Below are 21,172 nucleotides of genomic sequence, written 5' to 3'. Positions count from 1 at the left end.
ATGGGCAAAGATCTTTGCCAGATGGCAAAATGGGGCCGTGGACGACGACGAGCAGGACGTGCTGGCCGGCGTCGGGCCCCGGCTGCGGTCGCTGCGCCGGGCCCGCGGGGCCAGCCTCACCGACCTGGCCGCGGAGACCGGCCTGACCCCCAGCACGCTGTCCCGCCTGGAGAACGGCAAACGGCGCCCCACCCTGGAACAACTGCTGCCGCTGGCCCGCGCCTACCGGGTACCCCTGGACGACCTGGTCGGCGCGCGGCACACCGGGGACCCCCGGATCCACCTGCGCCCGGTCACCCACCGCGGCATGACGTTCGTGCCGCTGACCCGGCACGCGGGCGGCATCCAGGCGTACAAGGTGATCTACCCGCCGGCCTCGCAGTGGGGCCGGCCGACCCCGCGCACCCACGAGGGTTACGAGTGGTTCTACGTGATGCGCGGCGAGGTCGACTTCCGGCTCGGCGACCGCCGGTTACGGATGGGGCCGGGCGAGGCGGCCGAGTTCGACACCCGCGTCCCACACTGGATCGGCAGCGCCGTCGAGCAACCCGCCGAACTGCTCACCCTGATCGGCGTCCAGGGCGAACGGGTGCACCTCGCGCTGTCCGACGACTGACCGGCACCGGCCGGGAGCCGGCGGCGGCGCACGGTGCTGACCCGCGGGGGTCAGCCGGGGCGGACGTTCCCGGGCACCGGCGCACCCACGACGAGCCCCGCCGCCGCGGCGGCCGCCGCCGCGGCCGCGAGTACCTGCCGCTCGGACCGGCCGAGCCGGCGGGCGAGCGCGGCCACGTCGCCGAACTCCGGCATCACCTGCACGATGACGCCGTCGCGGTGGCCCAGCTTGACGGCCACCGTGCCGTCGGCCACGCCGATGTCGGCGAACGCCCGCGGCAGCACGTGCTTGCGCACCCCGGACTCGCGGACGCCGAGCGTGCTGGTGTCGCGGAAGATGCGGTCCCGCAGCGCCGCGGTCCGGTCCGGGCGGCACAGCACGCTCAGGGTGTGCGCCGGCCGGCCCTTCTTCATCACGATCGGCACCAGCCAGGCGTCCGCCGCGCCGTCCCGCAGCAGCCCGGCGAGGACCTCCGGCCACAGCCGCGGGTCGAGGTCGTCGACATTCGCCTCCAGCAGGACGGCGGACTCGGCGCGCACCGGGTCGGCCGGCGCCGGCGGCGGGACGGCGCCGACGAGGACGCGCACCACGTTGGCCCGCCCGGGGGTGTCGCGGCCACCGGCACCGACGCCGACCGTGTCGACCCGCATCGGCGGCAGGTCCTCGCAGTGCGTGGCCAGTGCCCGGATCACCGCCAGGCCCGTCGGGGTGGCCAGTTCGCCGGTACCGCCCGCGCGCACCCGCCAGCCGCGGGCCAGCTGCGCCACCGCGGGCACCGGGACCGGAAGTTCGCCGTGCGCGGTGCGGATCCGGCCGGAGCCGACCGCCACCTCGCCGGCGCTGAGGGTCGCGACGCCCAGGTCCTCCAGGGCGGCGCAGACCCCCACGATGTCGGCGAGCGAGTCCAGCGCGCCCACCTCGTGGAAGTGCACGTCGGCGGCGGCGATGCCGTGCACGTGCGCCTCGGCGTCGGCGAGCCGGGCGAAGACGGCGGTGGCCCGGTCCCGGACGCGCTCCGCGAGCCCGGCGCCGGCCAGCAGGTCCCGGATGGTCGCCCAGGTGCGCCGGGGCGCGTCGGCGATCAGCGGCTCGACGTCCACGTGGACCGCGTGCAGACCGGCCCGGGTGACCGTGGCCGGGGTGATCCGGACGGCGCCGGGCACGACCGCGTCCACGGCCCGCCGGACCGGGTCCGGGCCGGCGCCCGCGTCGAGCAGGGCGCCGAGGAGCATGTCGCCGGCCACCCCGGCGGACGCGTCGATCCACGCGTGCCGGTCACCGGTCATGCGCCGGCCGCCGGTGTGCGCGGCGATCCCTCGCACCGTTCGCCCTTCACGCGTCGGCCGCCGGTGCCGGGGCGGCGATCTGGGCGGCGAGGTGGCCGGCGCCGTACCCGTTGTCGATGTTGACCACGGCGACCCCGGGGGCGCAGGAGTTGACCATGGCGAGCAGCGCGGCCAGGCCGCCGAAGGCGGCACCGTATCCGACCGACGTGGGCAGCGCGACCACCGGCACCGCGACCAGGCCGGCGACGACGCTGGGCAGGGCGCCGTCCATGCCGGCGGCGACCACCACGACGCGGGCGCGGCGCAGGACGTCGAGCCGGGCCAGCACCCGGTGCAGGCCGGCCACGCCGACGTCGACGATCAGTTCGGTACGGCGGCCCAGGTACCGCGCCGTCTGCAGGGCTTCCCTGGCGACCGGCAGGTCGGAGGTACCGGCCGCCACCACGACCACCAGCCCGCCGGCCGGTTCCGGCGGCTCCGGGGGCCAGGCCAGCAGCGCCGCGGCGGTGTCGTGGCGGGCGTCGGGCAGCTCGCGCAGCACCGCCGCGGCGTGGTCCGGGCCGGCCCGGGTGAACAGCGTGACGACGTCCGGCCGGTCGCGGACCGCGGCGGCGATCGCGGCGACCTGCTCGGGTGTCTTGCCCGCGCAGTAGACCGCCTCGGGGTAGCCGCGCCGCGCGGTCCGGTCCAGGTCGAGGTCGGCGAAGGCGGACAGGTCGTCAGGCATGCGCGGACCGGACCAGCGGCAGGGTGAACGCGCCCGACTGCACGCCGGCCAGGTCGACGGCGGCGAAGCGGAAACCGGCCGCCACCACGGCGTCGCGGATGGCGCCGCGGACCGGGTCGGTGACGGCGCGGGGCAGGTCCGCGGCCGGTAGCTCGATGCGGGCGATCTCGCCGTGGTGGCGTACCCGTAATTCGGTGAAGCCCAGCCGGTGCAGGGCCGCCTCGGCCCGCTCGATCTGTCGCAGTTTCTCCGGGGTGACGTCGGCGAAGTGCGGGATCCGCGACGCCAGACACGGCGCGGCCGGCTTGTCGGCGCACGGCAGTCCGAGGTCGTGCGCGACGGCGCGTACCGCCGCCTTGTCGAGCCCGGCGTCGGCGAGCGGGCGCAGCACCCGGTGGGAGACGGCGGCGCGGGCGCCGGGCCGGTCCGGCCGGCGGGCGTCGTCGGCGTTCTCGCCGTACGCGACCGCGTCCAGCCGGTGCGCGGCGACCACCTCGTCGGTGATCCGGGTGAACAGTTCGTCCTTGCAGTGGAAGCACCGGTCCGGCCCGTTCGCCCGGTACGCGGCCCGGTCACCCTCGTGCGTGGTCACCTCCACCACCGGTACGCCGATGTGCCCGGCGACCCGGTGCGCGGCGGCCCGCTCGTCGGCGGCCAGGCTGGGGGAGACGCCCAGGATGGCGACGACCCGGTCGGCGCCCAGCGCCCGGGTGGCCAGCGCCAGCAGCACCGAGGAGTCGACCCCGCCGGAGAAGGCGACGCCGAGCCGGCCGATGCCGTCGAGCCGGTTCGTCACGCCTGCCGTGTCAATCATCGAAGTCCCTTCGGGGCGAGCGGTTGCCGGACGTGGTGCCGATCACTAGCGTCGGTGTGGACCGCCTCGGCTCTGGAGGTGCGGTGTGGACGATGCCGGGCCGGGCCGCGCGCCCCGGTCACCCACGATCGACGATGTCGCGAGGGCGGCGGGGGTCGCACCGTCGACCGTATCCCGTGCCTTCTCCCGGCCGGGACGGGTGAGCTTCGAGACCAGCGAGCGCATCCGCCGGGTGGCCGCCGAACTCGGATACCGCACCACCTCGCTGGCGCGGGCGTTGCCGACCGGGCCCACCTCGATGATCGCGCTGGCCATCTCGGACATCACCAACCCGTTCTACAACGAAATCATCCGGGGCGCCCAGGTGGCCGCGTCCGAGGCCGGGTACACCATTCTGCTGGCCGACACCCAGGAGTCGGGTACCCGGGAGCGCACGGCCCTGGACCGGGCGGCGGCCACCGTCGAGGGCATCGTGCTGGCCACCACCCGGATGTCCGACTCGGCGATCCGGATGACCGCGAAGCGGCGACCGGTGATCGTGCTGAACCGGGCGGTCCGCGACGTGCCGTGTGTGGTCACCGACAACCCCCGCGCCGTGCGCCGCGCGGTGGAGCACCTGGTCGAGCTGGGACACCGGCGGATCACCTACCTGGCCGGGCCGGAGGCGTCCTGGGCGGACGGCATGCGGTGGCGTTCCCTGCGCGAGTCGGCGCTGGAGCTGGAGCTGCAGGTACGCCGGATCGGACCGTTCCCGCCGACCGTGCCGGGCGGTGCCCGGGCGGCGGCGGAGTTCGCCACCCACCCGACGTCGGCCGTGATCGCGTACAACGACCTGGTCGCCATCGGGGCGATCCGGGCCCTGACGTCGATGGGCGCGGCCATCCCGCGGGACGTCAGCGTCATCGGCTTCGACAACATCTTCGCCGCGGAACTCGTCACCCCGCCGCTGACCACGGTGGCCGCGCCGCTGGGCGCGATGGGCCGCACCGCGGTGGGCAACCTGCTCGCCATCGTGCGGGGTGCCCGGCCCCGGGCCGAGGCGCCGGTGAGCCTGCCGTGCCGGCTCGTGGTGCGGGAGTCGACCGCTCAGCGCAGGCGGTACAGGACCTCGCCGGCCTGGGCCACCACCAGCGTGTCCGGGTCGGCGGCCAGCACCGCCGGATCGACCGACGCCGGATCCAGGTAGTCCAGGTTCGCCGCCCGCACCACGTCCTCGGCGATACCGGTCGCCAGGGTGACCGTGACCCGCCCGTGCTCGCCGCGCACCGGGTCGTACGTGCCGGCGCCGCGCAGGTGGGTGGAGTGCGCGAGCACGCCCCAGTGGTGGTGCGCGAACCGGTCCCACTGCTTCAGGAAGTAGTCGCGGCAGTGGTAGCCGATCTGCTCGATCTCCGGGTGCATCGCCGAGATCCGGGTGATGTGCGGGGCGTACACGATGACCTGACCGCCGTCCGCGACCACCGGCTCGACCTTGTAGAAGCCCTTGGCGCCGGTCCACATGTCGTCGTACTTGGTGGGCACCACCGAGACCACCCGGCGGACCGGGGCGTCGAGGTAGCGCACATGGGTCCGTGCGGACACGTCGGCGCACGCGGCCCAGGCGGCCTCCGGCGGTCCGAACGACGCGGCGTGCAGCTCGCCGGTGCCGGACCGGACCACCAGGCACAGTGCGAGGCGGCGGCTCGGGATCATCGACGCGGCCTGGTCGATGAGCGCCCGGACCGGGGTGATGCCGCGGGTCCCGATGATGTCGGCGCTGGTGATCAGCGCGCCCAGCCAGTGCGAGAAGTCGATGATCTCCTGGCCGGCGACGCCCGGGAAGAAGTACTTGTTGCCGCCGGAGAAGCCGACCACCTCGTGCGGGAACACCGGGCCGACCACCAGGCAGACGTCGTGGTCGACCACGGCCCGGTTGAGTGCCACCCGCACCGGCTGCTTCAGCCGGCCCTCGGACAGCTCGGCGACCCGGTCCGCGTCGATGTCGCCCAGGCCGACGAACGTCTCGGGTTTCCACCACTCGTGGTTGAGCACCGTGAAGCCGGGGTACGGGCCGCCGAGGTGGCGGGCGATCTGCGCGTCGGTCATCGCGGCGTGGGTGCCGAGCGCGAGCAGTACGGTGACCCGGGTGGCCCGGCCGTGCAGGGCCTCGTGCACCGCGGCGAGCAGCAGCGGCAACGGGCAGCTGCGGGTGGCGTCCGGCACGATCAGGCACACGCTGCGGCCGTCCAGGTCCGCGCCGGCCAGCGACCGGGCCACGAACGCGCGGACCCGCGCCTCGTCGAGAATCTCGTCCGGACCGCCGATGCGGTCCGCGTCCCGCGGCGTGTCGCTCATACCTGCACCCTGCGCCGGGACGCCCGCGGACGCAAGGCGACCGGCTCAGCGCGCCGCACGGCGGGCCTGGGTCTCGGCGACCATGGTGGCGAACGTCTGCTCGGTCAGCGGGTACCGGAAGAAGATCAGCATGCCCAGCGCGATGAACGCGACCGGGATGAAGCCGGAGGCGTACCGGATGGCGTCCAGGGCGTTCTGGTCCTGGATCGCGGCGCCGCCGACGTAGCCGCCCAGCGCGATCGCGTACGCGGCCACCGCACCGCCGACCGCCTGGCCGAGCTTGCGGGTGAAGGAGAACAGCGCGTACGTGATGCCCTCGGTGCGGACGCCGGTCTTCCATTCGCCGTACTCGACGGTGTCCGCCTCCAGCGCCCACATCAGGATGTTCACGCCGGCCGTGGAGATGCCCATGATGCCGAAGAAGGTCATCGACACCCAGGGGGTCGAAGGCGGTGACAGCGAGATGCCCACGCCGGCCAGCAGCCCGATCCCGCCGAACGACAGGAACGCCCGCTTCTTGCCGATCGCCCGGACCAGCCGGGGCATCAGCGGCGCGATGACCAGGATCGACCCGACGCTCAGCACGGTCAGCGCGGTCAGCAGGTTGGCGTTGCCGAGCACGTCGCGTGCGTAGTACACCTGCACGGTCTGCAGGGAGAACATCGCGGTGAGGAATGCCAGCGAGGCCAGGCAGAGCATGATCAGGGGTTTGTTGCCCTTGAGCGTGGTGAAGCTCTGCCGGGCGCTGACGCTGGGTACGTCGCGCTGGACTGTCTCCCGGGCGGTGGCGAACAGGAACAGGTACAGGGCGAACCCGACGACCGCGAAGACGACGGTGGTGATCAGCAGGGAGCGCTGGAAGCCGTCCGGGTCGCCCCGGTACTGCTGGATCTGCGGCGACACCACGAAGGCCAGCATGATGGTGGTGACCGCGGTGCCGATCATCCGGAAGCTGGCCAGCTTGGCGCGTTCGCCGGAGTTCTGCGTCATCGCCGCGGCCAGCGAGCCGTACGGGATGTTGACCAGGCTGTACGCCAGCCCCAGCAGGCCGTAGGTGAGGTACGCGAGCAGCAGTTTGGTGCCGTTGCCGTCGGCCAGCCCCGGCACGGTGAACGTGGCGACGCTGAGCAGCAGCACCGGCAGGCCGGCGAAGAGGAAGAACGGCCGGAACTTGCCCCACCGGGTCATCGTCTTGTCGACGACCCGGCCGGCGAAGATGTCCGCGAACCCGTCCCAGATCCGGATCACCAGGAACAGCGTGCCGGCCGCGGCGGCGCTGATTCCGACCACGTCGGTGTAGTAGATCAGCAGGAAGAACGACGTCATGGAGAACGCCAGGTTGTTCGCCGCGTCGCCCGCGGCGTACCCGAGGAACTGCAGGGCGCCCAGCTTGCGGGTGGCGGTGGCCGGCGCGGCGGTGGTGGCGGTCATGGCGCTCAGACGTCCTTGCGCCAGCGGCGGCGCAGGGCGTGCGCGGCGGCCTTGGGGTGCCGGTCGCGGGTGAAGACGCCCTTCCGGTTGCCGCCGACGCGCATGATCCCGGAGGTGGTGGCGAAGTCGGCGAAGTTCCAGACCTGCTCACCGACGACCGCGTCGATCCGGTCGAAGACCCGGTGGTTCATGTCGAGGTACGCGACCTGGTACTCCTCGCTCCACGGCTCGGCGCCCACCGAGTGCAGACCGGGGTAGGTGTCGGCGCCGTACTCGGTGATGATGATCGGTTTGTGCTCGCTCGCCCAGCCCCGCAACTCCTGCTCCCAGGCCAGCTCGGCGGCGGGCAGGTCGCCGGTGTTGACGTACCAGCCGTAGTAGCGGTTGAGCATCAGCACGTCGGCGAACTGCGACACCCGGCATTTGCCGTACGGCGCGAGCATCACGTTGACGAAGCCGACCGGCCGGCTCGGGTCCAGCTCGCGGGTCAGCTCGAACAGCGGCCGGAAGTAGTTCTCCGCGCCCTCGGTGTCGCTCTCCGGCTCGTTGGCGATCGACCACAGCACCACGCTGGGGTGGTTCTTGTCCCGGGCCACGAGTTCCCGGATGGCCTGCGCGTGCACCTCGCGGGACGCGTCGTTGACCGTGTCCGGGCTGAACGTGGTGTACCCCTGAGATCCGAAGATGCCGCCGCCCAGGCCCATGTTGAGGCCGACGGCCGCGGTCTCGTCGATGAGCACGATGCCGTGCCGGTCCGCGTAGTCGAGGACGTCCTCCGAGTACGGGTAGTGCGAGGTGCGGAACGAGTTCGCGCCGATCCACTCGAGCAACTCGAAGTCGTGCACCAGGAACGCGTCGTTGTGCCCCTTGCCGATCACCGCGAGGTCCTCGTGCTTGCCGAAACCGGTGAAGTAGAACGGTTCGCCGTTGATCAGGAACCGGTTGCCGCTGACCTTGACGGTGCGCACGCCGACGCTCTGGTGGTAGCTGTCCCGCACGGCCCCGCCGTCGCCGGTGAGCTGTACTTCGAGGTCGTAGAGGTAGCCGTCGCCGGGCGCCCACCGGTGCACGTTCGGCACGGTCAGGGTGCCGTTCGCCCCGCTGCCCTCGGCGACCTGCCGCCCGTCCGCGTCCCGCAGCACCACTCGGGTCCCGGCCGCGCCGTGCGACTCGGTGGTGTATCCGACGGTGCCGTTGGCGCCGTCCAGACCGGTCACCACGGTGACGTCGGTGAGGTGCACCGGGTCGGTCTGGTAGAGCCAGACCGACCGGTGGATGCCGGCGTAGTTGAAGAAGTCGTGCCAGTAGCGCTGCCGCTTGCCGGCCGGCGTGTCCTCGACGATGCCGGGCGGTATCGACTGGAAGCTCAGCGTGTTGTTCACCACGGCGGTGACCCGGACCGGCTCGCCGGCACGCACGTGGGCGGTGACGTCGGCCTCGAACGGCGTGTAGCCGCCCTCGTGCGAGACCACCTCGACGTCGCCGACCCAGACCGTGGCCCGGTGGGTGGCCGACTCGAAGTGCAGCACGATCCGCCGGCCGTCCCAGCCGCGCGGCACCCGCACCACGGTCTGGTACCAGACGTCGCCGAAGTATTCGCGGACCGCGGGATCGGCCACGATGTCGTTGAAGCTGGCCGGCACCGCCATCTCCCGGGCGTCCGCCAGCGGGCCGGCGAACCAGCGTGCGCCGCGGCCCGCACCGGCCGGGTCGAGGGCGAAGCTCCAGAGGCCGTCGAGGCGCTTGCGCTCACGGGTGGCGGTGTCCTGGGGTCGAAGCACGGCGGGCCTCCAAGGTCGGTGTTCGCGGGTGTTCCTCCATTGGGCGCGCCCGGATCCATCGAGGTCAACGGATTGCCATCTCTTGCCTACGCCTTGTACTGCGACCCGGCGCGGCGCACGATGGGGACGGCCGCAATGCCCCGCCGGTAGGAGGTCGCGTGTCACCGTCGACGCCTCAACCCGACCGCGCGACCCGGCCGGTCGTGACGATCTTCGAGTCCTACGGCTCCGGCGCGGACGAGGTCGGCCCGCGGGTGGCCGAGGCGCTCGGGGTGGCCTTCCACGCCCAGGCGTTCTCGTCGGAGCAGCTGGAGGAGCCCGCCGAGCGGGCCGACGAGGGCCTGCTGTCCCGGGTCCTGACCGCGATGGGCGGGTCGTACGCCGCACTGGACGGGCCGGCCGTGGCGATGGCCCAGCGGGACGACCACGAGCTGGTCCTGCGCAACACCCGCTGGGTCACCGACGCGGCCCGCGCGGGGGCGGTGATCGTCGGCCGCAACGGGGCGATGATCCTGGCCGGGTGGCCGGAGGCGCTGCACGTGCGGCTGGACGCGGCGGTGCCGTGGCGGGTCGGGCGGGCGGCGCGGGCCGCCGGGATCACCCCGGACCGGGCCGCCCGGCGGCAGCGCCGCGAGGACGAGCTGCGGGCGGACATGTCGATCCGGCTGTACGGCTGGGATCCGCGCGTGCCGACCGGGTACGACCTGGTGCTGAACACCGGCACGCTGGGCGTGGACGCCTGTGCCGACGTCATCGTGCAGGCCGGCCGGGTGAAGGCGCGCGCCGCCTGACCGCGCCTCCCGCAGCCGCGTTCGCCGGGCCGGTAGGCTGCAAGGGTTCGGCCGCCGGGATGAGGGGGACGGGTGAAGGAAGGCGCTCAGGCCCGTCCGGGAGGGCGTACCGCCCGGACCCGGGACGCGGTGCTGGCCGCGACGCTGGCGGAGATGTCCGAGCACGGGTACGGCGGGCTCAGCGTCGAGGCGGTGGCGGAGCGGGCCGGAGTGCACAAGACCACGGTGTACCGGCGCTGGGCCACCAAGGCGAGTCTTGTCGTCGACGCCGTGTCGGTGTTCGCGCAGTCGTCGGTCGGGGTCCCGGACACGGGCGATTTTGCCGAGGATCTCCGTCTGCTGGCCCAGGCGATCCGCTTGGCCCTGTCCGGCCGCGACGGTGGCGGGGTGGTCCGGGCGCTGTTCAGCGGCGCGAGCGAGGCGCCCGAGGTGCGGGCGCTGCTGCACCGCTTCTGGGCCGTCCGCCTGTCCCAGGTGCGGCCGATCGTCGAGCGCGCCCTCGCGCGGGGCGAGCTGCCGGCCGGCACCGACCCGGACGAGGTGTTCAAGCATCTCTGCGCCCCGCTGTACTCGCGGCTGCTGGTGACCGCCGAGCCGATCACGCCCGACGCCGCCGACCGTGCCGCGGCCGCGGCTTACCTCGTGGCCCGCGCGGGCATCCTCGTCCTGCCGCCGGTGGCGCCCTGAGCCGCCCGCGCGCTTCATGCAACTGCTAGTTGCGTTAGGGATCCACCTCGCCTAGTCTTGCGGGGCGGGTGGCGCGGTGCGTCCGTCCGATCCGGACGGTTTGCGTGCGCATTATGGGAATCGGAAGAAATGGTGGGTCGTCGACGCCATTAATTCGGGGGTCGATTGCCATTTCCGGTCGGTGTGACCGGCCGATTCTGCACCATTAGACCGCGAATTCTCACCCGGACCATACCGTCCGACAATGGAGGTACGCATGCCCATGAATTCTGTCCTGGATCTGTCCGGCCTGGACCTGGACGACGTCGAGATCGTCGACGACAACGAGAACCAGGATCTCGGCACGGTCGGCGCGCCGAACTCGGTGTCCTACGTGAACTCCGGCGCCAACGGCCGCAACTGCGCCGGTGGCGGCGGGTGCGGGCTGGGCCGCCCGGCCGGCGGCGGAATGTGCGTGTGCCACTGACCGTGGCAGGCGCTTGACCGGCCAACCAGACCGGTCACGGGTCCGGCATCGCATGCCGCGGTGCCGGACCCGTGCCGGGCGACAGCACAGGGAGACATAGATGACGGCGACGCACACGGGCACGGACGCTCCGCCGCCGGCGCTCAGCGTGGTCATTCCGACGTTCGAGGACGCGCAGAGCCTGGAACTGACGCTGCGGTCCCTCGGACGGCAGACTCTGCCCGCCGACCGGTTCGAAGTCATCGTGGCTCGCGACGGTGGATCCGGCGACGACTACAGCGCCGTGAGCGACTTCGCGGCGGGACTGAATGTGCAATTCGTCGAATTGCCGGAGCAGGGCGGGCGGTCGGCCGCTCGCAATGCCGGCATCCGGCGGGCGCAGGCGGCGACGGTCCTGTTCCTGGACAGCGATTCGTACGCCTCCCCGAGTCTGCTGGAACGACATTTGGCGTTCCACGAGGCGGCCACGGCGCCGGGCGTCCTGATCGGCCGGCGCAACGAGCTCGGCCTGGCGCACCTGCCCGCGGTGCTGACCGGCCGGCGGATCAGCGAGAGCGCCCACTGGCGTGCGCACGACGGTGGCGACCTACGGTTCCCGGCCGGAGAGCCGTTCGGCACGCACTGGCTCGGCGCGGCCTGGCTGTTCGCCTTCGGGCACAACGTGTCCGCGCCGCGCGCGGTGGTGACCGCGATCGGCGGGTTCGACGAGACCTTCGGGCTCCGCTGGGGCTGGGAGGACATCGAGATGTTCTACCGGGTCGACCGGTATCTCGGGCCGGAGAAGCGGGCCTTCCGGTACGACGCCGAGGCGCTCTGCTACCACCTGCCGCACTACCGGGACATCTACCAGATGTGGCAAGACTACGCGGGCAACGACGACGTGATCCGGGCCAAGTACCCGACTGTCGACTGGGAGTTCGTCGGCATGTCCGATCCGTTCGAGTCCGCCGAGCGGATCGCGCACTACCGGGCCGCCATCGCGGACTGCGTGTCCCGCGAGGCGTGCCGGATCGGCCCCGCCTGGCAGTGGTTGCACCCGCAGCTCGGCGGTGACCGAGCGCTGTGGATCGGCACCGGCAGCGCCGACGCGCCACTCGGCGACAAGTCGGTGACGTTCGACTACGCCGCCCCCGCCGGGGAGACCAACCACCACCTGATCGGGATGAAGCCGCCGATCCCGCCGGACAGCCTGGACGCCGTGGTCAGCGTCGACTTCTGGCGGTACCTGCACTGGCAGGACCTGTGCCTGTTCCTGTCCAGCGCCGCCCGCCTGAGCCCGGAGATCTTCCTGGTCAGCACGGACACCACGCTGTCCGCCGGTGCGCCGCAGACCGCCGCGGAACTGCGTTACCTGGCGCGGACCCTGCGCCGCAGCTTCGACGTGACCGTGCTCGGCGGCGAGGAGCCGGCGGCGCCCCGCGCACTGCGGTTGCGTCCCCGGCCGCGCCCGGGCACCCCCGGCGACGGGGCCGAGTAGGTGACGGTGATCGAGGCCCGGGGCCTGACGAAGGTGTTCCGGCGCGCCGACAAGCCGCCCGGCCTGGCCGCCTCCGTGCGGCACCTGGTCCGGCCCCGGTACGCCGAGCACACCGCGGTCGCCGGCATCGACCTGAGCATCGGGGCCGGTGAGGCGGTGGCGTACGTCGGCCCGAACGGAGCCGGCAAGTCCACCACGGTCAAGATGCTCACCGGCATCGTGCACCCGACGGCCGGCGAAATCCGGGTCTGCGGCCTGGACCCGCACCGCAACCGGCACGCCAACGCCCGCAACATCGGCGTGCTCTTCGGTCAGCGCACGCAGCTGTGGTGGGACCTGCCGGTACGCGACTCGCTCGCCCTGCTGCGCGACATCTACCGCATCCCGGAGCGGCGGTACCGCGCCCGGCTGGACGAACTCGAACCGGTGCTGGGACTGGCCGGCCTGCTGCCGGTGCTGGCCCGCAAGCTGTCGCTGGGCCAGCGCATGCGCGCCGACCTGGCCGCCGCCCTGCTGCACGATCCGCGGGTCGTCTACCTCGACGAACCGACGATCGGCCTGGATGTCACGGCCCGCGACGCGATGCGCGGTTTCCTGCGGGACCTGCGCCGCACCGGCACCACCTTGATGATCACCACGCACGACCTCGGCGACATCGAGGAGGTCTGCGACCGCATCGTCATCCTGGACGCCGGGCGCATCATCTACGACGGTCCGGTCACCGCCATCAAGGACCGGCTGGCCCGCGACCGCGCCGTGCACTTCACGCTGGCCGACGCCTGCCCCGGCGTGGACCTGTCCACCGACCTGCCCGGCTCCCGGACCGTCGCCGGGGAGGACGAACGGCGGGTGTCGGTGGTGTTCGACCGGTTCGTGCACGGCGCCGGGGACGTGCTGGCGGCGATGGCACGGCACGCGCGGGTGGTGGACCTCAGCATCGACGAGCCGTCGATCGACGACGTGGTCCGCCGGGTCTACGCCGGGGCGATCGGCGACGCCCTGCCGGACCGCGTCCGATGAGGGCACACCACCGTACGCTGACCCGCCTGGCCTGGGGCACCGTGCTCGCCTACCGCGCGGATTTCGTCCTGCAACTGCTGGGCGTGGCGGTGCAGACCGTCGCGGTGATCGCGGTGTGGCGGGTGGTGACGGCCGGCGGCACCGGCTCGGCGGCCGGGCTGACCTGGGACCAGCTCAAGGCGTACCTGCTGATCGCGTTCGCCACCGGCACGTTGATGTCCGGGTTCACCGACTGGCAGCTGGCGGAACGGGTGCTCAGCGGCAACGTCGCGCTCGAGCTGGTGAAACCGGTGGACTATCAGCTGGCCCGGTTCGCCGAGGCCCTCGGGTACGTGGCCGGGGAGGTCGTGGTCGTGCTCGCCATGGGCACGGTCCTGCTGGTCGCGTTCGGCGGGGTGCCGGTGCCCGGGGGAGCGCAGGCGGTGCTGTTCCTGATCAGCCTCCTGGCGGTGATCCCGCTCAAGTTCGGGCTGATCTACCTGAGCGGGATGGCCTGCTTCTGGACCGAGAGCTACTACGGCGTGGGCGTGGCGCGGGTCGCCGTCACCAACATCCTGAGCGGGGCCCTGGTGCCGATCGCGCTGTACCCGGACTGGTTGCAGGCGCTGTGCCGGCTGTCGCCCTTCCCCGGCATCGTGTCCACGCCGGCGCTGGTGTTCCTCGGCGAGGTGGGCGTGGCCGAGGCGGTACGCCTGATCGCCTGGCAGTTCGTCTGGATCGCGGTGCTGTGGCTGGGCGCCCGCACGGTGTGGCGGCTCGCCGTCACCCGCTTCTCGGCGCACGGCGGCTGAGATGCGTGAAGCCGCCGCCCTCGCGCGGATCTACCTGCGGATGCTGCTCGGCTACGTGCGCGCGGTGCTGGAGTACCGCACCGACGCGCTGATCCTGGTGCTCGCCTCGGTGCTCACCCAGCTCGCCGGGATCGTCTTCCTGACCACCGTCTTCGCGCAGGTGCCCGCGCTCGGCGACTGGCAGCGCTGGGAGGTGATCTGGATCTTCGCGATGGTGGTGCTCGCCGAGGGCATCGGCTCGCTGTGCTTCGAGGGCACCTGGCATCTCGCGTTATACATCAACCTGGGTGGACTCGACTACCTGATGGTGCGCCCGTACCCGGTGGCGTTGCAGGTGATGGGATCGACGCTGGGACCGAACGGGTTCAGCAACGCGGTGCTCGGCCTCGCCCTGCTCGGGGTGGCGGCCACCCGGGTCGACGTGGACTGGGGACCGGTGACCGTCGGGTGGGCGGTGCTGCTGATGCTCAGCGGGGTCCTGGTCAAGCTGGCGATCAGCCTGGCCAGCAACACGACGGCGTTCTGGCTGCGGAGTCCGTCCAGCTCACCGGCCGGCACCGTGCACACGCTCGGCGACCTGGCGCGGTATCCGATCACGGTGTATAGCACCGGGGTCCGGGCCGTGCTCGTGGTGATCCCGTTGGCGTTCGTCGGCTACTTCCCGGCGGCGAGCCTGTTCGGCAAGGGCACCGCGGGCACGATCGGCGCGTTCACCCCGCTGGTGGCCGCCGCCTGCATCGCCGGCGCCTGGGCCTACTTCCGCGCCGGCATGCGCCGCTACGACAGCGTGGGGAACTGACGTGGCGGCCGGCGGACCCGCAGCCGTCCGACGGTACGAGGCGGCCGTGGCCGCTCACCCGCCGGTGCGCGTGCCGGGCAACCCGGCGCCGGCGAAGCGTTATCCGGGCAGCCGCAGGGTGCCGCTGGAGTGGCCCGGCCCGGGCCGGCCGCCGCTCGCCGGGAACGAACTCGGACGGTTGAGCGCCATGCTGCTGGGCTTCGGGCCGACCCGGGTGGAGGAGGTGACCGAGGCCGCCGTCGCGGTCATCACCGGCCGCCCGGTGTCCGGCCCCGACGCCTACCGCCCGATCGGCAACCCGCTGCGCCGGGGCGTGCCCTCCGGTGGCGCCTTCCACCCGGGTGAGGTCTATCTGGCCTGGCAGGGCAGCCCGGCCCTGGCCGCCGGACTCTACCACTACGACCCGGTCCACCACGGTCTCGAGCTGCTGCGGGCGGGTGCTCCCGGGCCGCGTCTGGCCGCCGCGCTGGGCCGGCGGCGGGACTGCCACCACGTGCTGCTCGCCTGCCGGCCGTGGAAGAACGGCGACAAGTATCCCTTCGGCTACCGGCTGTCCGCGATGGACGTCGGCGCACTGGTCGCACAGGCCGAGGCCGGCGGAGCGGCCGGCGCGGTGCACGTCGCGTTCGACAGCGCCGCGGTGGACGCCCTGCTCGGGCTCGACCGCGCGGTGGAGAGCGTCTACGCCGTGGTGGAGCTGTCCGCGACCGGGCCGCCGGCGGCCACCCCCCTGGACACCACGGCACCGGTGCCGCCGGCGTGGGGGCTGGACCACGACCGGCGTACGGCCGGGACGGTGCACCCCGACGCGGTCGCCCTGCACCGGGCCGCCCTGCACCGGGCCGCCCTCGCCGGCCGCCCTCCGGTCCGTCCGGAGCCCGCACCGGACGACGGCACCGTGACGCCGGTCGTGCTGCCGCTTCCCGTACCGGCGGCGGCGGACCCGGACGAGGCCGTGACGGCGCGCCGGTCGGCCGGGGCGATGCGGCCCGGACTGCGGCCGGACCAACTCGCCGGCGTGCTCGCCCGGATCGCCCGGTCCGGCTCGCTGGAACGGGCGGCACCCGAGCACCTGCGACTCGCGCTGTGGTGCGCCGTGAGCCGGGTGGACGGTCTGCCGGCGGGCGCGTACCGGTACGAACCCGGGTCGCACACCCTGCGGGCGGCCGGCCCGGGACGCCCGGTCGCGCGGGAACTGGCGGACGCCACCACCGGCATCGCCACCCGGCTGCTGACCGCGGGCGCCACGATCTACGCGGTCGCCGGGCCGGGCGCCGACCCGTCCGCCCAGGACCCGTGGAGCTACCGGTTGCTGCATCTGCTGTGCGGCGCGTTCGTACAGCGGGCCGGCCTGGCCGCGGCGGGTGTCGGTGCCGCCGCCCGCCCGGTGCTCAGCTTCGTACCGTCCGCGGTGCACGCCCTGCTCGGGCTGGACGCCGGGCACACCGTGGTGATGCAGGTGCACCTCGGCGTACCCGGCCGGTGTCCCGGGATGTTGTCAGCCAGGCTCGTCGGACCGGACCGGGCCGGTCCGGCGTGCGGAGAGGAGAGCGACATGGACACTAGTCCGATTCCGGTCCTCGTCGACCACTCACCCCGGGCGGTCCTCGACGGGGTGGCCGCGCACGGCGCCGTGCTGGTGCGCGGCGGGCCCGCTCCCCGGGAGAGCTTCCACGCCATCGGCGACGCCCTGATGGACCCGTTGCGGTACGAGAACCCGTTCCGGGCCGAACGCGAGGTGGTCGACGGCGACACCACCACGACCACGGTGACGTCGGGCACCCGGGCGATCGCGCTGCACCGGGAGTCGTCGTATCTGCCCGGCGCGCCGGACCTGCTCACCTTCCACTGTGTACGACCGGCGGCGGCCGGCGGGGAGACCACCCTGTGCGACGGCGTCGCCCTGCTGGCCGCGCTGGAACCGGGCCTGCGCGACGACGCGCGGAACCTGCGCCTGGTGTGGGAGACGCGGATCGACACCGAGCAGTGGCAGGCGATGACCGCCGGCACCGACCCGGCGGAGGCGGTCCGGCAGGTCCGGCAGTGGCGCGACCACCTGCCGCCGTGGCAGACGATCGACGCCGACGTCACGGACGGCGTCATGACCATCGCCTTCGGCACGGCGTGCACTCCGCCGACGATGTTCGGCGGCGTGCCGTCGTTCTGCAACTCGCTCCTGATCACCGATCCGCGCGACGGCGAGTACGCCGAAGGGCGGCTGCGGGTCGGATCGGCCGACGGCGGCCCGGTGCCCGCCCGCCTGCTGACCGAGGTCCGGCGGGTGGCGGAGTCGCTGACCCGGGCCGTGCCGTGGCGCGCAGGCGACACCGTGGTGGTGGACAACACCCGGTACCTGCACGGCCGGCGGTCCTTCGACGACCCCGGCCGGTCGGTGCTCGTCCGGATGGGATACCTGCGGCCGGAATGGCTGCCGGCGCCGGCCGGGCCGGTGGCCGGATGAGACCGAAGCTGCGCGACGACTGCACCTACCTGGCCGTCGAGGACGGCGTGTACCTGGAGGCGGCGACCGGGTCGGCACGCCTCACCGGCCGTGCCGCGTTCGGGCTGGTGGACCGGTTGGCGCCGCACCTGACCGGTGAGCGCACCCTGGACGCGCTGACCGCCGGACTGCCCGGCCCGCACCGGCGTGCGGTCACCGACCTGGTCGCCGAACTGCTGCGCCGCGGGCTCGCCCGCGACGTCGACACCGACCCACCGCACGGGCTCACGACCGCCGAGCTGGACCGGTACGCCGACGAGATCGCCTTCGCCGAGCACGTCGGGAACGCACCGGTCAGCCGGTTCGAGGCGTTTCGCACCAGCCGGGTGCTGCTGGTCGGGGCCGGGCACGCCATGGCGGCGCTGGTGCAGTCGCTGCTGTCGCTCGGACTGCGGGCACCCACCGTCGCGGTGACCGGTGAACCGGCCGGCGACCCGGACGATCTCCGGCGAGTCCTGCACCGGTGCCGGGACCGAGATCCCGGCCTGGAGCTGAATCACCTGACGGAACCGGACCGGCTCTGGCACGGCGCGCCGGCCGGGCGGATGCTCGCCGGGTACGACGCGGTGCTGCACTGCACGGACCGGCCGATGCACGTCCGGGCGCGGGCGCTGACCCGGGCCGGCCGGGCCGCCGGGGTGCCGGTCCTGCACGCGCTGCCGCTGGCCGGAGACGGCTGGATCGGCCCGGTGGGCGCCGGAGCCTGCTGGGAATGCGCGTGGTGGAACCTGCGCGGTGCGATGATCCCGGGCGACCCGGCGTGGCGCGAGTCAGCGGCCGACGACCCGGACCGCCCGGTGCCGGACCTGTCCGGGCCGCTCGCCGCGGTGCTCGGCACCAAGCTGGGCTTCGCCTACTTCCGCCGCGCCATCGGCGTACCCGAGCCGGCGGCCCGCATCACCCGGCTGGACCTGCGGTCCGCGATGACCACCGAGCACACCGTCGTCGCCCACCACCGGTGCCCGGACTGCGGCGGCGGTGACGACGCGGATGCTCCGCCGTCCGGTCCGGAGGAGTTCTCCCGGGCGGCGGCGGCGCTGGTGGACGACCGGCTGGGACCGTTGCTGCGGCTCGGCACCGGGAACCACGCCCAGCTGCCGCTGAACGTCGTCGATGCCGTCCTGCCCGACGTCACCGGGACCGGCCGGGGGACCCGGGTGGTCACGGCGGTGGGCGCTAGCCGGGCCGAGGCGTTGCGCCGGGCCGCGGTGGTGGCGCTGGAGTCGATCGCCGTCGCGGTCGATGCGGAGCCCGGCCTGCGGCCGGCGGCGGTGGCCGGCGGCTTCAGCTGGGCCGAGGCGCAGGGCCGTGCGCTGCTCCGGCTGCGGTCCGGCCGGGCCCGGCCACCGCGCGGCGGGCCGGGCGACGCCGGGTGGCCTACCGGCACCTGGCCGGAACCGGCCCGCCGGCTGGCCGACCGGGCGGCCGTCCTCGGCACCGAGCTGTACGCGTGGAGCGACCGCTCCAGCATCCCGACCGTCTTCGTCGGCGGCGCCGGCACCTGGCTCGCCCACTGCTGCTCGGTGGACACCGACAGCGCCCTGACGGCCGCGACCCAGGCGGCGCTGGCCGCCCTGACCGGCCGGACCGCCCCGGGTTGCGACGTAGGCGTCGAACCCGGCGTGGTGTCCGGATGGCCGGACCTGCTTCCGCAGCTGCTGGCCGGGCCGGGCGAGCCGGTGCTGCTGCGGCGGTGCGACGGCGGGCCGGCGCTCCGGTCCGTCCTGCCGTACGTCGCCGCGGTCGTGCCGGGAGGCCCGGCATGACCGCGCTGCGGGTGCGGGGTGACGGACCGCTCGCCGGCGTGTTGCGTGCCGCCCTGGCCGACATGGTCGCCGCCGGGGACGGCCCGGCCCTGGACGTGGTGGTGCGGCACGATGACGATCCGTCCACGCCGGACAGCAGCGGCCGGCGCCTGGTGGTGTCGATCGCACCGGACCGGGTCCGGGTGGGTCCCCTCGTCGCCGGCGGACCGGGTTGCGACCGGTGCGTGCAGACCCGGGAACGGCAGAACCGTGCGGTGCGTGAGCCGCACGAGCGGGAGCCGGGCCGGCCGGTGCGCGCCGGGCACCGCACGCCGATCGGCGGCCCGGTGCGCGAGGTCGTCGCGGCACTGGTGCGCGACGAGGTCCGGGCGGTCCGGGACGGCGACCCGCCCCGGACGGCGGGCGCGGTGCTGGACGTCACCGTTGCGACGGTGCGGATCAGCCGGCACACCTTCCTGCCCGACCCGTGCTGCCCGGTGTGCGGCACGCTGCCGGACGACACCGCCGAGGCCGGCCGGATGGTCCTGAATGGACGGCCCAGGCCGGAACCGGGCGGCTACCGGGCCCGCGACCTGGCGGCGGAGACTCCGGAACTGCTGCGCACCCTGGTGGACGCGAAGACCGGGGCGATCGCCTCGGTGTACGTGCGCCACCACGATCCGATGGTGGTGGCCGAGGCGCTGTGCGGACCGGTGTGCTGCACCGAGTTCTCCGGCTTCGCCCGTACCTTCGGGTACCCGCAGAGCGTCGCGGTCGCGGTCGCCGAGGCACTGGAGCGGCTCGGCGGCATGCGGACCCGGGCGCGGCGGACCACCGTCCGGTCCTCGTTCCACGACCTGGGCTCAGACCGGGCGATCGACCCGTCGACCCTGGGCCTGCCTGCCGCCCCGCCGGACAAGCATGCCGTCCGGTACCACCCCGACCTGCCGCTGGAGTGGGTCCACGCCTATTCGTTCCGGCGCGACGGCCCGGTGCTGGTGCCGGAGTCGCTGGCCTACTTCGGCTCCCACGCGACCGGATTCGGCGGTGAATGCTCGAACGGCTGTGCCATCGGCGGCTCCCTGGAGGAGGCGATCCTGCACGGCATCTTCGAGGTGGCCGAGCGGGACGCCTTCCTGTCGGCCTGGCTGACCCGGCGCCCGGCGCGCCGGGTGGATCCGCGCACCAGTTCCCGCACCGACACCCGAATGCTGGTCTCCTGGCTGGAAGACAGCACCGGCGGGCGACTGCGGGTGTTCGACATCACCATGCCGGAGCGGCTGCCGGTGCTGTGGCTCATGCTGGTCGACCCCGACGACCGCGCCGGTGAGCCGAAGGTGCTGTGCGGTGCGGGCGCCCACCTGGACCCCGAGCGGGCGCTGTACTCCGGGCTGGTGGAACTGGCGGCCGGCGCGGACACCTTCCGGGCCGGATTCGATCCGCGCCGTGCCGACGAACTGTTCGACCACCCGGAGCTCGTGCACAAGATGGACGATCACGCGGTGCTCGCCGCCGCCCGGCGGAGCTGGCCGCGCTTCGGCTTCCTCGACCACGACGGCGACCCGGCCGCCATGGCGGAGGCGTTCCCGCCGGCCGAGCGGCACCGGCCCGCGGCGACCCTGCGCGACGATCTGCTCGACGTGGCGGGACGCTACCCGGACGTCGTGGTGGTCGACCAGACCGCGCTGGAGCACACCGCGGTGGGGCTGCACAGCGTGAAGGTGCTCGTGCCGGGAACCGTGCCGATGGCGTTCGGCCATGGCAACCGCCGGGTGGGCGATCTCGACCGGTTGCTGCACCTGCCGGTGCGGCTCGGGTACCGCCGGGACCCGCTGCGCTCGGACGACCTCAACCCCTTCCCGCACCCCTTTCCGTAGACCGGGTCGATTCGGGACCTTCGGCCCAGG

The 21,172-nt window shown here is 73.6% G+C and carries 18 protein-coding genes; 12 read left to right on the top strand and 6 right to left on the bottom strand.

What is annotated here, in order from left to right:
* Positions 1–37 precede the first annotated feature (37 nt).
* Positions 38–616: a helix-turn-helix domain-containing protein gene (locus LDL48_RS28085; protein WP_225258233.1), complete on the top strand. Its 579-nt coding sequence runs from the start codon at positions 38–40 to the stop codon at positions 614–616.
* 50 nt (positions 617–666) lie between these two features.
* Here the strand turns inward: LDL48_RS28085 and larC are convergent, their stop codons facing one another.
* From larC to larE, 3 genes are read right to left on the bottom strand one after another with little or no spacing between them, the layout of a single operon-like run.
* Positions 667–1,938, bottom strand: coding sequence for a nickel pincer cofactor biosynthesis protein LarC (gene larC, locus LDL48_RS28080; protein ID WP_225258232.1), 1,272 nt, complete (start codon positions 1,936–1,938; stop codon positions 667–669).
* A gap of 10 nt (positions 1,939–1,948) precedes the next feature.
* Positions 1,949–2,629, bottom strand: coding sequence for a nickel pincer cofactor biosynthesis protein LarB (larB, locus tag LDL48_RS28075; RefSeq protein WP_225258231.1), 681 nt, complete (start codon positions 2,627–2,629; stop codon positions 1,949–1,951).
* Complete coding sequence (gene larE / locus LDL48_RS28070) at positions 2,622–3,443, bottom strand: ATP-dependent sacrificial sulfur transferase LarE (protein WP_225258230.1); 822 nt, start codon at positions 3,441–3,443, stop codon at positions 2,622–2,624. Before larE ends, larB begins: the two co-directional genes overlap by 8 nt.
* 85 nt (positions 3,444–3,528) lie before the next feature.
* On the opposite strand from larE, the gene LDL48_RS28065 reads away from it, so the two are divergent.
* Positions 3,529–4,629, top strand: a complete 1,101-nt coding sequence (locus tag LDL48_RS28065) for a LacI family DNA-binding transcriptional regulator (protein WP_225258229.1) — start codon at positions 3,529–3,531, stop codon at positions 4,627–4,629.
* Here LDL48_RS28065 and LDL48_RS28060 read toward each other — a convergent pair.
* From LDL48_RS28060 to uidA, 3 genes are read right to left on the bottom strand one after another with little or no spacing between them, the layout of a single operon-like run.
* On the bottom strand, positions 4,530–5,777 hold the full coding sequence (locus LDL48_RS28060; protein WP_225258228.1) for a lactate racemase domain-containing protein: 1,248 nt from the start codon (positions 5,775–5,777) through the stop codon (positions 4,530–4,532). The genes LDL48_RS28065 and LDL48_RS28060 overlap by 100 nt on opposite strands.
* A gap of 45 nt (positions 5,778–5,822) precedes the next feature.
* The gene (gene uidB, locus LDL48_RS28055) at positions 5,823–7,208 is read right to left on the bottom strand and encodes a glucuronide transporter (protein ID WP_225258227.1); all 1,386 of its coding nucleotides are present in this window, start codon (positions 7,206–7,208) and stop codon (positions 5,823–5,825) included.
* A gap of 5 nt (positions 7,209–7,213) precedes the next feature.
* Complete coding sequence (gene uidA / locus LDL48_RS28050; protein ID WP_225258226.1) at positions 7,214–8,989, bottom strand: beta-glucuronidase; 1,776 nt, start codon at positions 8,987–8,989, stop codon at positions 7,214–7,216.
* 158 nt (positions 8,990–9,147) lie between these two features.
* Between uidA and LDL48_RS28045 the strand changes: the two genes are divergently transcribed.
* The 10 genes from LDL48_RS28045 (at position 9,148) to LDL48_RS28000 (ending at position 21,142) form a co-directional block, all read left to right on the top strand.
* Positions 9,148–9,780: a cytidylate kinase-like family protein gene (locus tag LDL48_RS28045; RefSeq protein WP_225258225.1), complete on the top strand. Its 633-nt coding sequence runs from the start codon at positions 9,148–9,150 to the stop codon at positions 9,778–9,780.
* 72 nt (positions 9,781–9,852) lie between these two features.
* Positions 9,853–10,467, top strand: coding sequence for a TetR/AcrR family transcriptional regulator (locus LDL48_RS28040; RefSeq protein WP_225258224.1), 615 nt, complete (start codon positions 9,853–9,855; stop codon positions 10,465–10,467).
* A 256-nt stretch (positions 10,468–10,723) separates the two neighbouring features.
* Positions 10,724–10,933: a hypothetical protein gene (locus LDL48_RS28035; RefSeq protein ID WP_225258223.1), complete on the top strand. Its 210-nt coding sequence runs from the start codon at positions 10,724–10,726 to the stop codon at positions 10,931–10,933.
* A 100-nt stretch (positions 10,934–11,033) separates the two neighbouring features.
* Positions 11,034–12,410, top strand: a complete 1,377-nt coding sequence (locus LDL48_RS28030; RefSeq protein ID WP_225258222.1) for a glycosyltransferase family 2 protein — start codon at positions 11,034–11,036, stop codon at positions 12,408–12,410.
* Positions 12,411–13,430 (top strand): ABC transporter ATP-binding protein, encoded by a 1,020-nt coding sequence (locus LDL48_RS28025; RefSeq protein ID WP_225258221.1) that lies wholly within the window; start codon positions 12,411–12,413, stop codon positions 13,428–13,430.
* Positions 13,427–14,221: an ABC transporter permease gene (locus tag LDL48_RS28020; protein WP_225258220.1), complete on the top strand. Its 795-nt coding sequence runs from the start codon at positions 13,427–13,429 to the stop codon at positions 14,219–14,221. Before LDL48_RS28025 ends, LDL48_RS28020 begins: the two co-directional genes overlap by 4 nt.
* Before the next feature lies 1 nt (position 14,222).
* Entirely contained in the window at positions 14,223–15,020 is a 798-nt protein-coding gene (locus tag LDL48_RS28015) for an ABC transporter permease (RefSeq protein ID WP_225258219.1), read from the top strand.
* Positions 15,021–15,066: 46 nt separating this feature from the next.
* The gene (locus tag LDL48_RS44695) at positions 15,067–17,481 is read left to right on the top strand and encodes a TauD/TfdA family dioxygenase (protein WP_225258218.1); all 2,415 of its coding nucleotides are present in this window, start codon (positions 15,067–15,069) and stop codon (positions 17,479–17,481) included.
* Entirely contained in the window at positions 17,478–19,286 is a 1,809-nt protein-coding gene (locus LDL48_RS28005; RefSeq protein ID WP_225258217.1) for a TOMM precursor leader peptide-binding protein, read from the top strand. Before LDL48_RS44695 ends, LDL48_RS28005 begins: the two co-directional genes overlap by 4 nt.
* Positions 19,283–21,142 carry a TOMM precursor leader peptide-binding protein gene (locus LDL48_RS28000; protein WP_225258216.1) on the top strand — a complete coding sequence of 620 codons (1,860 nt, stop codon included), beginning with the start codon at positions 19,283–19,285 and terminating at the stop codon, positions 21,140–21,142. Before LDL48_RS28005 ends, LDL48_RS28000 begins: the two co-directional genes overlap by 4 nt.
* The last annotated feature ends 30 nt before the right edge of the window (positions 21,143–21,172 follow it).

It is taken from the genome of Jidongwangia harbinensis (genome assembly GCF_020216025.1).
GTDB classification, from domain to species: domain Bacteria; phylum Actinomycetota; class Actinomycetes; order Mycobacteriales; family Micromonosporaceae; genus Actinoplanes; species Actinoplanes harbinensis.
The sequence above is the reverse complement of the archived record's forward strand: the minus strand, read 5'-3'. Positions and strand labels throughout refer to the sequence as shown.